This is a genomic window from Sunxiuqinia elliptica, assembly GCF_900113005.1.
In the GTDB taxonomy this organism is placed as follows: Bacteria; Bacteroidota; Bacteroidia; order Bacteroidales; family Prolixibacteraceae; genus Sunxiuqinia; species Sunxiuqinia elliptica.
The window spans coordinates 1,071,828-1,086,419 of sequence record NZ_FONW01000001.1 but is presented as its reverse complement, the minus strand read 5'-3'; the positions used below and the strand labels follow the sequence as shown (position 1 = coordinate 1,086,419).

Annotated in this window: 9 protein-coding genes; 3 read left to right on the top strand and 6 right to left on the bottom strand. The window is 40.6% G+C overall.

Features of this window, described 5'->3' with window-relative positions; all coding sequences use genetic code 11:
- Window positions 1–21: 21 nt before the first annotated feature.
- From BM156_RS04355 to BM156_RS04340, 3 genes are all read right to left on the bottom strand, one after another.
- A complete protein-coding gene (locus tag BM156_RS04355; protein WP_093918580.1) occupies window positions 22–846 on the bottom strand; it encodes a hypothetical protein in 825 nt (274 codons plus the stop codon).
- Between the two features lie 53 nt (window positions 847–899).
- Entirely contained in the window at window positions 900–7,256 is a 6,357-nt protein-coding gene (locus BM156_RS04350; protein WP_093918579.1) for an HYR domain-containing protein, read from the bottom strand.
- A gap of 409 nt (window positions 7,257–7,665) precedes the next feature.
- The gene (locus tag BM156_RS04340) at window positions 7,666–8,421 is read right to left on the bottom strand and encodes a LytR/AlgR family response regulator transcription factor (protein WP_093918577.1); all 756 of its coding nucleotides are present in this window, start codon (window positions 8,419–8,421) and stop codon (window positions 7,666–7,668) included.
- Between the two features lie 161 nt (window positions 8,422–8,582).
- On the opposite strand from BM156_RS04340, the gene tsaB reads away from it, so the two are divergent.
- The 3 genes from tsaB to efp all read left to right on the top strand — a co-directional run bounded on the left by tsaB (window position 8,583) and on the right by efp (window position 10,695).
- Window positions 8,583–9,296: a tRNA (adenosine(37)-N6)-threonylcarbamoyltransferase complex dimerization subunit type 1 TsaB gene (gene tsaB, locus BM156_RS04335; RefSeq protein ID WP_093918576.1), complete on the top strand. Its 714-nt coding sequence runs from the start codon at window positions 8,583–8,585 to the stop codon at window positions 9,294–9,296.
- Window positions 9,293–10,024, top strand: coding sequence for a DUF3108 domain-containing protein (locus BM156_RS04330; protein ID WP_093918575.1), 732 nt, complete (start codon window positions 9,293–9,295; stop codon window positions 10,022–10,024). The genes tsaB and BM156_RS04330 overlap by 4 nt, the downstream gene beginning before the upstream one ends.
- A 101-nt stretch (window positions 10,025–10,125) precedes the next feature.
- A complete protein-coding gene (gene efp, locus BM156_RS04325; protein WP_093918574.1) occupies window positions 10,126–10,695 on the top strand; it encodes an elongation factor P in 570 nt (189 codons plus the stop codon).
- A gap of 33 nt (window positions 10,696–10,728) precedes the next feature.
- On the opposite strand, the gene BM156_RS04320 is transcribed toward efp, so the two are convergent.
- From BM156_RS04320 to tyrS, 3 genes are all read right to left on the bottom strand, one after another.
- Window positions 10,729–12,192: an O-antigen ligase family protein gene (locus BM156_RS04320; RefSeq protein ID WP_093918573.1), complete on the bottom strand. Its 1,464-nt coding sequence runs from the start codon at window positions 12,190–12,192 to the stop codon at window positions 10,729–10,731.
- Between the two features lie 3 nt (window positions 12,193–12,195).
- Window positions 12,196–13,149 (bottom strand): Wzz/FepE/Etk N-terminal domain-containing protein, encoded by a 954-nt coding sequence (locus BM156_RS04315; protein ID WP_093918572.1) that lies wholly within the window; start codon window positions 13,147–13,149, stop codon window positions 12,196–12,198.
- A gap of 135 nt (window positions 13,150–13,284) precedes the next feature.
- Window positions 13,285–14,577 carry a tyrosine--tRNA ligase gene (tyrS, locus tag BM156_RS04310; protein WP_093918571.1) on the bottom strand — a complete coding sequence of 431 codons (1,293 nt, stop codon included), beginning with the start codon at window positions 14,575–14,577 and terminating at the stop codon, window positions 13,285–13,287.
- Between the last annotated feature and the right edge of the window lie 15 nt (window positions 14,578–14,592).

Sequence of the window (14,592 nt, the reverse complement as noted above, 5' to 3'; positions counted from 1 at the left end):
GATGAATTTTTAATCTTCAGATTAGTTTGTCTGAATGGTTGTGGTATGAGGTCTAGCAACGTCGGTAGCATCATTGTAAACTCCATCTCCATTGTCAGCTACTCCGTTGGATGATTTTCCTCCAGAAATAACAGCGGTAGCCGTAAAATCAGCTGCTGATCCTGAAGCATCAGTCGTATTATTATAGGTATTCGTATTATCTACCGTATAAGTAACTGTTACTGCACTATTATCAGTCACGGTTACAACCCCGCTACTAATAGAGGCATTGCTTGAAAATGCGACACTAGATGTATAGCCAGTCGGAACAGTTAAGTCTGCCAAATTAAATGAATAGCCTGTATAGGAATCACCCAATCCGGTTGGCGTCACTGTAAACACAATTGTTGCATTTCCATGGACATAATTGATAATACTTACATCTGATTCATCAATAGCAGGAGACACATCTCCATCATAGCACTGCTTATCTTTTGCTGCAGCAACCGTTAGATAAAAATCACTTGCAGAAATTTGAACAGGCAACACCTTCTCATTTTTACATCCATTTGCGTCTTCTTCAACAACATGCACATAATACCAGCTATCAAGAGCAACGTTAGGAGCAGTTCCCCAAGTAATATCAATCTCATTACCTGAAGTTGACGATAAAGTAGCATCAGTTCCTGCATCGGTCGTCAAGTCACCTTTTGTAACCGACCAAATATAGGTACTTCCTGATGTTGTCGTTACTGAGTAAGAATGTTTAGCTCCTGGAGAAGGAGCAGATCCTGTACTTTGTGCAAAAACATTTGCACTCATGCCTATTACGACGAACAGGCTTAATAAAGTAAATAGCTTTTTCATGGTGTAAATTTTAATATTAACTTCTCTTTTATTTTTCTATATATTGTGTAGAATCAATCTGTTAAAATATCTGAGGTGTTTGGAACTCCCCATAGTTCAAGACCTTCAGAATTATTGTTTGCTTCAATCTCCGAAACCGAAAACACATCGCTGCCATCCACCGTAATACCAATCGAGAAATCCTGTGCTGTCCGGCTACTAACGGTGTACTCCAAGCGTAAAGTTGAACTTCCACTATTCTTTTCAAGGCTAACAAAAGGCGTTGTGCTGGTATTTAAGCATCCTGAAATATGAGAGAGGTCGGCTGCTGTTGCCGTTAAACTGATGCCTTCAATCGTTCCACTACATGTTGTTACAGCCCCAGTCCCGTCGTTCAAATTGATTGCATAACCCAATTGATAAGGTGCCTCTCCATTTCCGTCAAATGTTATCTCCCAAACAACTTTTGTTGGGGTATCGGTTTCTCCACTCTGGCAGTCATTGCCATGTGGCTCAAGTCTTAAGTCAAAGGTATTTTCCTGCACGTATATCGGCAGCACTGCTGTCTTTTCACAGCTAGTTCCACTTCGTGTTTTGGTAACAGCTAGCAAATAACTTCCAGCACGAACCACGTCATTTGCCCCGGCATAAGTCAGGGTAGCTCCTGCACTGCTAGCTCCTGTGATGGTGTATTCTACCGGATTAATGCCTTCTCCCGCGTCCATCACCCCATTGTTATTCGTATCCTGATAGAATGACCATTGGTAAGCGTAGCCTGATTGATTGATTCCCCCATCAACTTGGTAAGTATGCACCGATGTTTGAACTGGATTCATCCCCGGTCCATTGTCGGCTTGGGTCTTTTGGCCATCATAAGTAATCGAAGTCATCGGGAATTCGACAATAACTTGCTGCTCACAAGTAGCTGTGTGCCCACATTCATCGGTCACTGTCCATTCAATGGTTGTGATTCCTAAAGGGAAGTCTGCTGTTAACTCGAGAGTTTCCGAATTAAAGGAGTGATTGATGGCAGGCGTAAGAGTTACTTCAATACCATTATCAACCAAATTACAATTTTCAGTAATCTGTGGAATTATCGAATGTCGGGCAGAACAGTTGTCTGCATCGGGTGCAAGTTCAATTGGCTCACAGCTAATCGTTGGAGCTTCAGTATCTGTAATTGCAAATTCCTGAGTACAGGTTCCTTTGTTACCAGCCTCATCGGTAACTGTATAAGTACGGATGACCTTACAATCTTGCCCCGGACTAACCACATCCTCATAAGCAATGGTCAGCTTTGCAGTTGAAGAACAGTTATCACTGACTTGTCCTCCTGCATTTTGAAAATCGCTAATTGAACCTATAATTGGCAGATCACTTACACACTCGTAACTTCTTTCTGAAACAGGACAATTGACAAACGGGGCCTCGCCATCATGAATCGTAACTACAAAATGACAAGTACTCGTCTCTCCCGAAACATCTATTGCAGTATAAGTTACAGTTGTTTCCCCAGGATTAAAGACCTGCTGTCCGACATAGTTAATACCGGACATTGGAGAACTCGCTTCTGTCTGTCCCGTCAACCTCCAGGTCAAACTTTTCAACTTCCCATTGTCAGAAACCAATGGATCGGGAAGCGTCAGTTGTCGGGTACAACTCCCAGAGCCGGCAGATTCCTCAATATCTCCAGAGCACTCAATTTTTGGGGCCTGGGTATCTCGAACACTAATGACCTGGCTCCTAGAAATTACATTCCCACAGTTATCAGTCGCTTCCCATGTTCGAGTAAGTAAATAATCATAATGTCCCGGATGATTAACATCTGGGTTCTGTGTTGATGATTCAGAATAATTGAGGCTTGCCCCATTATCACAGTTATCACTTACAGTAACTGTTGGTGCTGTTGGAATATTATTATATTCTACCGTTATATCATTAGGAACACCCGATAAAGCTGGAGCTTCTATATCTTTTTTATAGGTATAAGTACGAGTACAATCTACTTCTCCATAATACCACCAATGAATAATCCTAATCCTAAACGTTACCGTATAAGTTCTTGTTCGTTCAAAAAAACAGCCTAATCCAGAGACAGAGATCTCATTTCCCAAGACTGAACTTACTGAATACAGTTCCCAATTTCCTTCAACGTAAGTTAATTGATCAATATTCGATAGAAAATCAGAAGGATTACATCCAAGATAAATATCTCCTGGACAATTCACTGTTGGATCATCAACTTGCTGAACTTTTACCAAGAAAGAGCAGCTGGCTGAATTGCCTTCTTGATCTCTAACCGTAACCTGAATAGTTGTTGTTCCTACATTTAGTCTTTGTTCACCCAAAAGGTTAATTCCGGTAGAAGCAGAAGCTCTTGTTGTTGCTCCAGACATGGTCCATACGAAATCTGTAACCCCACAATTGTCGTCAAAAAACGTTTCATTGAAAGGATAATCTATCGCACTAATTGAATTTGGCACATAGACAAGATCATCATCATAGCAGCTGATAATTGGATTTTCATCATCCACTACAGTTACTACTTGCTCACAAGTATTTACATTGTCGTTGACATCGGTTACGGTCCAAGTAACAGTTGTTTGCCCTACATTGAAAATCGGAGGTGCATCGTTAGTAATGAATGCAACCCCACAATTATCATCGGCAACAGGAGTTCCTAAATCTGAGATTGTCGTATAGCTCTTGTAAAGATCAGTTCCGACAGTTATCTCTTGAGGGCATGTAATTGTTGGAAGCTCATTATCGATAACACTGACTTGAAAGCTACAACTTGGCGAATTTCCAGCGTCATCGGTCGCGGTTAAGATTACCGTTGTGACTCCGCTGACTTCCGTTCCCGGAGCAGGCTCCTGTGTAATCGTCGGAGTATTGTCACAATTATCAGTTACCATAGCCAAACTTCTGTAATCAGGCAACACAGCCTTGCATGAAACACCCGATTCAATCGTCTGGTTTTCTGGACAGTTAATCAAAGGGGCAGTCACATCGTTCAAAATTACAGTAAAGTCACAAGAGGCAGTATTGTGAGAATCATCCGTAGCTGAAACACTTACGATCGTAGTCTCCGAAATAACTGATCCTGGAGCGGGACTTTGAATGAGACTTAGTGTTTGATCACAATTATCAGTGGCATTTACTAGCTTCGTATAGTCAGGTAGGGTCACTTCACAACTACCATTGGCGTTGAGACTTTGGGTTCCCGGGGAGGTCACTTGGGGCAGGGTATCATCAATCACATTCAGCACTACTGAACAAGAAACGGAAGCATTTAATTCATCCGTAGCAGTCAAGGTAAAAATCGTATTTGTTGTGATAATTGTTCCCGGCAAGGGGGACTGAGTTACTGTGACATTTCCTTCTCCCCCCTCAACGATAGCTATACCAGAATAATCAGGCATCACAAAACGACAATCAGCATCCAAACTGCCAACTTGACTTTCAGAACAGGTAATTGACAACGGAAGCGTAATATCATCATCCTTATTGGTAACAGAAACATCTTCCGGATTGATCTCATCATAATCCAAATCAGTACTTGAAGCAGCATACAGGATTACCAAATAGGAAACATTACCATCTTCTTCTGTATCGTCTACCCCTGTAATCGTTACAATTTGTGGAATATTCCAATTTGAATGATCAAAATTCAGACTTGGTTTATCAATGGTTCCCTCCGTAACATCTGAAGATTCAATTGTGATAGTAACATTAGCTGTCGGGGGTGTATTTAAAACAACTGTAAACGCATCAGTTTCTCCCCTTTCAGAGGTTGTCAATCCTGCAACCGGAGAAACTGTAATGCCAGGTATTGCAGAACTGACTGTTATCGGGAAATCAGCCGAAGCAGTCCCATTTCCACAAGTATTTGTTCCATAAACCGTAAGAACACCTGAACTAGCACCAAATGCAAAATCAATCGTAACTTTCTCTGTTGTCCCATTTATAGTTACTCCTGTTCCCGTATAAGTCCAATTATAGTTATTCGCCTCCGTAATAGTAGGGACCGAATAAGCAACACCGCCTTCCCCTTCGGTAACTGAAGCTGCACCGGAAATAGTTCCAGCAGCACCAGGAAGAGGGTTCACTGTTACAGTGGCAATATCCGAATAACTAGTCGCAGTTACCGGAATAGAGATGCGTCCCACATTTGTTTTAGAAACAGTTAGCTTTCTCCTAACATAAAAGGTTCCGGGAGAATCTGTTGCGGGAGTATAATTCTGTGCGTTTGCTCCATCGATATCAGTCCAAGGTCCTCCGGCAGAAGAAGCCTCTTGCCATTGGTAATCAACGGCATAACTATTGGAACTGGAAATTGGGGCTGCTGTATAAGAATCATCCGCTGCAATCACAGTCGCTGAACTTCCCTCACATAAAGTCTGAGAAGTTCCACTGATTAGGCTATTTGGAACTTCGATCAGATTTTTAAATGAAACCCGATTGCCTCCTTGACTTTCATAATATTCTAACAAAAGGTGACTAGCTCCTGCTAATTCAAACAATATTTTCTGATCTTCCTGATAACCTCGTTCTGCCCAATTATCAAAAACCTTGATCCCATCAACCGTCAAGCGAATTCCGTCATCACTTCCCATATCAGCAACATAAATTCCCGTTCTAGAAGAGTTCATACGATACTTCACTGCAAAATATTCTGTGTAAATACTGCAATAAAGTTTGTCATTTGAGTTTAACGGGAAACACGAGCCCCCCTCTTCAAAGCTTTGATCAAAAGTCTCCGTAGCTGTTCTGTTTCCAAAATAGCTGGCAAAAGCATCAGCATCACTAGGGGGCATATCTACCTGATCAGCACGTTTATAAAAATGCCCAATCCAAGAATCAACCCCAGCTGAATTCTGATCATCAGAGGAAGTGGCAGGCAGATTAATTGTTACGAGCTTTGATACTTCAGTTCCTAAAGCATCCTTCATCCAGACTGAATAATTAGCTGGCGCTAAATTCGTGAATGTCCCTAATGATTGATACGCACCCGAATTGAGTTTATATTGATACGGTCCTTGTCCTCCTGAACCCGAAATACTAATCTCACCGTCGTTTTGCCCCACACAAGAAATATCTTCTGATGTCGAGGTCATTTCTAACGGATCGATTAAAACGCAAGGAGTATTATAAGACACGGCATCCAGCTCTAATGCCCACCCGTTCATGTTTGTAAGTCGTATAAAGCGAGTATCAGCACTCAATTGTATTGTCTGTGTAAACCAGGATTTCTTAGCATCTATTGGATAAACACTAGCATCAATCCAGTTGGATCCATCCATTGAAAATTCGACCAGGACCTGAGCAGTGCGATTTGAACTCTTGTACCATCGAACACCAACAGTACCTTCCGCGAGCAAAACATTGCCACCTGTAATGTCTAAAGCGATTACATCGTTTGTTTCATAAAGCAGAGCCCCGCTGTTATCAGGTGCACCTAAAGCATCATTTGAATATGGCACACCATCTTCTGCAACAACTGCAACTGCGCTGCCCGAACAGTAAGTAGGAGGAGTATAAATGACGTATTGTCCACCAGGGTTACTTTCACCTTCCCAGTCGACATAATCTTCTATTAAATAGCAATGAGACCCGACACAATTTTTTGTTCCAAAAACATAAAAGTCAGCGTTGTCATTAATCCATGTATCTCCCCCTTCTGAATAGAAGGTCCCAACAACAATAATATCAGAACCTGAAGAAACAGAGATATTACCACTTTTGGTAAGATCACCATTCACAACAATCAGTCCTGAATTTACGTTCAAATTAGCATCGTTTATGGTATTTAGCATTAAATCGCCATCAACGACTACCCTTCCGCTATTATTAAGATTTCCTCCCGAATTGAGATGTCCTCCAACATCGAGCACCGATTGAGAAGTCCTATTATTGGTTTGCCCCGTAACATTAAAGTCTTCCTGAACCACAACTTTCCCATTGTTATTCAGATTTCCGCCAACGACAAGAGATCCACCTGTTTCAATATGAGCTGACGAAGCAACATCTAGATTTTTCGCTACCGAAAAACTTCCCCCAATTATTAATTGGCTATTATCACCGATTGACAACGAAGTATTTTGAATATATACACTGCCGGTAACTTCAAGCATTCCAGATGCCCTTACATATAAATTCGCTGAATTTTGAATCGTAAGATCACCATTAACAATAAGTTTCCCCCCTGCTTCTATTGAAATCTGGGCAGAACTCCAAGTTAAATCTCCAACATGGGTAATTACATGACTTGCCCCAATAGCAACACCATCACCGTTAGTCGGGTAACCAGTCCCTTTCCAGCTTGCATCATTTGCCCAATTCCCAGTTTCAAAACTTGTATACCATGCTCCATTTACTGCTGTTGATACAATCAACAATAAAACCGATAAAATATACTTTGTACTATTCATCGGCCATCCATATTATTGATAAGACACTAACTTGTCCGTATGTTCCATTAGCATACCTATTAAAGTCCTCTTTCCAAATCACTTCAGTTTGGGAAAAAGTATTCAAAGGCGTAAGCATTCCTACGGCAATAAAAACAAGGATAGATAAAACGGTTAGCGATATTTTTTTTTGCGTTCTCACTCTTTGGCTCTACTGGTGCAACTCCAATTTTTCAGGATGAGAAAACGACTATTTTTCATTTGCAGACCGGTCTGTTTCCGTAACATAATCTGCTCAAATCCTGTGCGTTTTCGTCAAACGGCAGTAAAGGTAATCTTTTAACAATCACCTAAATGTTACACTTAGCAAACGCCCTGCTACAACTAGCAAACGCAAAAAATCACTATACAAAAAAAATGAGGTAGTTTTCTAAAGGCGGTTATGAAGCAATTTATCCAACAATTCTTCCTTATACTTGGGGGATACCCGAAGCTGAGATTTATCAGATAACTCGACCAAACCACCATCGGTTTTTAGATACCGATCGACATATTTCAGGTTAACTAAATGAGAGCGGTGAATACGGCAAAAACCATGAGGAACGAGGAGTTGATCAAACTCAAGCAAAGTCCTGCTAATCAAAACAGAAGTCCCATTTAGATAGAACACGCGTGTGTAATTTCGCTCGCCCTCACATCGAATGATGTTGCTCACTTTGATGATGGCAAAACCATTCATTTCGGGAAGTGCGATGGTTACATGCGAACTTTCATCTTTCTTTTCCAGGCTGTTCTTCAAAACCTCAATCCGATGCTTTTCATTCAACACCGGAATTTCTCCTATTCGTTGAATAGTCGCTTTCACGTTTTCAACAAGCACCGGTTTCAAAATGTAATCGAAAGCTGAATATTTGAATGCTGTAATCGCATAATCGCTATAAGAAGTTGTAAACACTAGTTTGAAATTAACCTCTGGCAGTCTTTCAATAAGATCGAAGCCAGTTCCATCAGGCATTTCAATGTCCAGAAAAACCAAATCTGGCGATTCTTTCGTTATTAAGTCAATTCCACTCTCTACAGAGCTAGCCTCCCCAACAATCTCAATATTAGGAAAGTGTTGATCTAAAATTCGGAACAAGACCCTTCTGGCCAACTGATCATCATCAATTATTGCAGCTCTATACATACACCTGGTTAAAAATCACCTAAAACTAATAAAAATTAGAAATTATTATGAAGTTTTTGACCGAATAGTTTTAAACAAATCAAGCTTTACGTATTTCTAAATCTTTTTGCCCTGTTATTCTGTTTATATCTTAATTTTGCAATCTAAAACAGATTAGAACAATGGCACTTATTTTAAATCTTGAATCGTCGACTGAAGTATGTAGTGTTTCCCTCTCAAAAAATGGGAAAATGATTGATTACCTGGAGAATGAAGAAGGACAAAATCATGCTCGTCTGTTAAGTGTATATGCTGAAGATTTGCTTCACAGAAACCAGCTAGACTTCAACCAATTAGATGCAGTAGCAATTAGCAAAGGACCTGGCTCCTATACCGGGCTTCGAATAGGTGTTTCACTGGCCAAAGGAATTTGTTATGCCAACCAAATCCCTCTAATTGCCATTAGTTCATTACAAGCGATGAGCCACCATGTGAGCACCAATTTGTCGGAGTTTAAGATTCAAGCGTCAACCGACAGCCTCTTTTGTCCAATGATTGATGCGCGCCGCATGGAAGTGTATTGTTCTCTCTACAACAGTTCAAATAAAGAAGTTCAAGCAGTCTCAGCACAAATCATTGAAGATGATTCTTTTCAAGAGCTCCTTCAAAAACAGGCCGTCATCTTTTTTGGAAATGGAGCAGCTAAATGCAAAGCGAAGATCAATCATCCGCAAGCTATTTTTCTGGATGATGTAAAAACTTCGGCACAGTTTATGTGTTCTCTATCTCAGAAAGCATATGAAAACAATGAATTTGAGGATGTTGCCTATTTTGAACCTTTTTACCTAAAAAATTTCATTGCAGGCATTCCCAAAAAGAATATCTTGAAACAATGAGACATTTTTTAATTATCTTACTTTTAACAACTTACGTAACCACATTTGCACAACCTACCGAAGAGTTAAAATACTATATGAGGTATAGTTTTTTCCGTGGAGGAGAAGCCACCTTAAGCGTAGAAGACACAACCTACAACAATAAACCCGCAATTCATTTACACCTGGATGGCAATACGGTTGGCGTAGCCAACGTGCTTTTTGAAGTTCATGACATTTACGAAAGCATTGTCAATCCAGAGACTTTCTTGCCTTATAAAGCAATTCGAAATATTAAAGAGGGGAACTACCGTTGGTACAACGAAGCACTTTTTTACCACGACAAAGACTCGCTTTATTCCAAAAAGTCGGGTCCCAAGAAAGTGGCACCCAATACGATTGATTTTGTCACAGCATTCTTTTTCATGCGTAACACAGAGTATCTGGATCAGTTTGACGGTGGCGAAGAATTTACGCTTCCCGTTTACCATGCCGATGAATTTTTCATGATGCATGTGAAATACTTGGGAAAAACACGGATCAAATCACGCTTAGGCAAAAAGGAATGCCACATCATTCAACCGCGCATCGATAAAGGAAAAGTACTGAACAGTAACGAAGGACTGAAATTCTATATTACCAACGATGAGGCCCGCATCCCTTTGCTTTTAGAATTCGATCTCAAAGTTGGAGCACTCAAATGCGAGCTCTACTCGTATAAGAAAAATGGAAAAGAGCAGATTGATTAAACGCAACAAATGAGTACTTTGCCTTCCCTAAAGAGCACGATTTTAGCCAGAAAATAACTACTTTTGCAGCAAAACTCTGTAATTTATTATAATTCAAAGATATGGCAAGTACATCAGATTTTAGAAACGGGTTAACAATTGAATTCAACGGGCAGATTTATACCATTGTACAATTTCAACATGTTAAGCCAGGAAAAGGTGCCGCTTTTGTGCGCACAAAGATGAAAAATGTAAAAACCGGAAAGGTTCTTGAAAATACATTCAATGCGGGTGTAAAAGTAGATGTTGTTCGAATAGAAAGAAGACCATACCAATACCTATACAAGGACGAAATGGGCTTCAACTTTATGCACACCGAAACATTTGAGCAAATCTCTTTGGCTCCTGAAATGATCGAGAATTCAGACTTGATGAAAGAAGGCCAATTGATTGAAGTAAACTTTCATGCTGATACCGAAACTCCTCTAACAGCGGAACTTCCTCCATTTGTTGAATTGGTAATTTCACAAACAATTCCTGGAGAAAAAGGAAATACAGCAAGTTCAACAGCTATGAAACCAGCTACTTTAGAAACAGGTGCTGAGATTATGGTTCCCTTATTCATCAACGAAGAAGATATCATCAAAGTTGACACACGTGACCGCAGCTACAGCGAGCGCGTAAAAAAATAAAACTCGTTTTATACGATTGTTGAAGAAGCCCGTTTATTCGGGCTTTTTTATTGCTCTTTTGTTTGCTTCTTCCTTTTTCGTGTAGATGTCAAACATAACAATCATGGCCACAAAACCCCAAAACGGGACAGCTGCCTTATCGGTATCCAAAAAATTATTGAGGAAACCGTGTACCAAATAAGTTATAAGCCCAATAATGGCCGATAAGATAATCAGTCGAACTTCCCGATCTTTCGCCCGAGTATAGGCATGAACTGCAATGTATACGATAACAGCAACCAACAAAATGAAACTCAACATCCCCAATACGCCAGATTCGGCCAATGGCCCCAGGTATTCGCTGTGTGCATTTCCCCCGTCGGCTGAGTTTGTTGATATAATTGTCCGGTTACGCGTTAACTGAAATGGCGCATACTGAAACATATAAGTTCCAGGCCCCCATCCCAAAACAGGCTTTTCCTCAAACATTCGAAGTGCGGAACTCCATCGGTTAATTCGCTCCAAATTCGATGCGTCTGTCGTCACATTAGTCATCGAGGAAAGATGTGCCCCTAGGTTGGCCGAAGACTCCTGATCATTCTGCTCTAAAAACATCAAAATCTGAGTTTGAAAAATCAAGACCAAAGCTAAAATACTCAAGGCTGTTAAAAATAAAGGCTGAAACCGTAGCTTTAATTTCATAACGATCCAAACAGCACCTGCAGCAGCCAAACTCAACCAAGCGGCCCGTGTATAGGACAGAACCAAAGCCATCGAGAACAAGGTCAAGCCCACTCCTGCCAAATACCGATAACGCTGACGGTAGTCCTTCGAAAAGGTAATTCCAATCAAGAAAGGGATAAAAAAAGCCAACATGGCTCCGTAAGAAGTATGATCTTTATAAAAAGGATTCATTACAAAGTGAGCAGCGTTATCGTTGTGGAAACCATAGCCCAAGTGACGCGACCAAGCATAAAAGATAACCACGATAAAAGCTGCACAATAAAGTCCGATGAATCGATAAATATTTTTCTTATCTCGAAATAAAAGAATGCCCAAGAAGTAAAATGCAACAATAAACCAAAGCTTTGAAACCCAAAACTTAATCGACACCACTGGCATCGTGCTTGTAATTGATGTCAGCAACATCCAGCCCAAGTAAAAATACAAAGCCAACGAAACCGGATGCTTTAAGATATCGCGATCAAACTGCTTCTGCTCTGCCAATTTAAACAGAAATAAAACCAGAATACCAACCATTAAAGGCTCGGTGGGCAAAAACATATCAAATGATAAACCCGGAATTAAATCATGTAAAGGCAAGGATAATGGGGTGAAAAAAGTAACCAAAAGCAACAAGGTATCCAAGCTAAAAACAGCCACTAAAACCAAAGCCAGTACAACTGGTAAAACACTCACCATCAAGCTCTCTTTTTGAACGACAAAGAAAAGATTGAGTGCTAAAAACAACACCGAGATGCTGTAAAACAAAACGATTTTATAGTGCTTCCCAAGCAAATCTTATGATTTTGACGATTTTATCCCCTCTAGGCTAAAAATGGTGATCAGTGCCAGAAACTCAACAGCAATCAAGCTAACCAGCACAATTAGCCAACGCGTTGGAAAAGCCTTTTTATCGGCAGGAAACGGTTCTTCAACAACCATTGAATAGGTTTCATATCTTTCTGCCCGACCAATTGCCTTATCGTATCTCCGGCTAATGGTATCCCGTTGTACTTCCAAAGCCTCCAGTTCACGCTGAAGCAAAAAGAACTGTCCTCCCTTTTCCTCCAGGTTGCCCATTAATTGCTTAATATCGTTCACAGCACGTGCAGTAGCTCCTTCAGCCAGAGCAGTCATGTACCCTTGAGTTACTTGTTCGGTTTGAATCTCATAATCCAACAAGCCATATTCTTTTCGCAAAGCTTCCATCTGAACAGTGACATTGTCAATTGCAGTTCGCTTCCGGGTTAAATCTTTCAAATACGACTGTGCTTCTTCTAATGCTTTTTGTTGATTCAAGTGTAAAACCTTCCGATTGTAATATGCAACCAACGAATCAACAATATTGCAGGCCACCTGAGGATCAGCATCTAAAGCCTTCAACTCAATGGATTCATATTCGGTCTTTTTACACATCACCCGGTCGTTGTATTTACGAAGAATCTTCGTCCGGAAGTGAGGATCATCCTTCTCCAAATCATACCTTGAAGCCAAGTCGAAAGCATCAATCACCTGACGTTTAATATCAGTAGAGTTAAATACTTCAAGCATTTGCTCACTTTCACTCTCTTCGGAATAGGAACTGGTGTTGGCCGGATAGACCCTGGCTTGTGACTGGTAAAGCGGAGTAATAAAAAAAGGTGATGAGAAAACAGCTGCAGCAATAATTGCAATTGCTCCAACAACAATCAGATGCACCTTCCATTTCCAGACAATCACAAACAGACTTTGATTATCAAAGAAGCTTTTCATTCGTTTAAATTGTTTGTTCTTTTAGGTAATTTATGAAACGAGCCTCAATAATGTGCGACTCGTTTCATAAAGTTATTCGTGTTTAGTCATAACTTTCAACGATATTCTATCAAAAATAGTATATCAATCAAAAGATTACTCGGCCAACAACAAGAAATAATTTTTCTTTCCTTTTTGAACTAAGATGTACTTGTCGCCAATGAGGAAGTCCTTGTTAACCATCAACTCTGGATCTGTAATCTTATCTTTATTGATGCTCAGCCCGTTTCCTTTAATCGTACGGCGCAACTCTCCTTTTGATGGGAAAACCTGTGTTTTTTCTGAAAGCAATTCCACAACATTAATGCCTGCTTCCAACTCCGCTTTTGGAACTGAAAACTGAGGAACACCTTCGAACACAGACAAGAATGTTTGCTCATCCAGTTTTTTCAGGTTTTCAGCAGTTCCGCGGCCAAAAAGGATTTGCGATGCTTCAACAGCCATCTCGTAATCTTCACGTGAGTGAACCATTACCGTAATTTCCTCAGCCAGTTTCTTTTGTAATCCTCTTTCATGAGGTGCTTCTTTATGGCGAGCAACCAAATCAGCCACTTCTTCACGGGTCAAAAGCGTAAAAATCTTAATGTAACGCTCGGCGTCCTCATCCGAAGTATTCAGCCAGAATTGGTAAAATTTATATGGCGAAGTCAACTTAGAATCCAACCACACGTTTCCACTTTCTGTTTTTCCAAACTTGGTTCCGTCAGCTTTGGTAATCAACGGACAAGTTAAGGCAAAAGCTTCTCCACTCACTTTACGACGAATCAGCTCAGTTCCGGTAGTAATGTTTCCCCACTGATCCGATCCCCCCATCTGAAGTTTACAGTTTTTAGACTGGTATAAGTGCAAGAAATCTGTTCCTTGAACCAATTGGTAAGAAAACTCAGTGAAAGACATTCCAACTTTGGCATCTTCACCCAAGCGTTTTTTCACACTGTCTTTCGACATCATGTAATTCACGGTTAAGTGCTTACCAATATCGCGAATGAATTCTAAGAAGCTGAATTCTTTCATCCAATCGTAGTTGTTTACCAACTCAGCAGCATTAGCTTCTCCTGAATCAAAATCCAAGAATTTGTTTAACTGAGCTTTAATGCAGTTTTGGTTATGACGAAGGGTATCTTCGTCCAGCAGGTTACGCTCCTGCGATTTCCCTGAAGGGTCACCAATCATTCCTGTTGCTCCACCAATCAATGCAATTGGTTTATGACCTGCCAACTGAAGGTGTTTTAGCATCATCACCCCTACCAGGTGACCAATATGCAGTGAATCAGCCGTTGGGTCAATCCCTACGTAAGCTGTTGTTAATTCCTTTTGCAGTTGCTCTTCAGTGCCGGGCATGATATCATGAATCATTCCCCTCCAGCGTAGTTCTTCAACAAAGTTCATCAGTATCTATTTAAT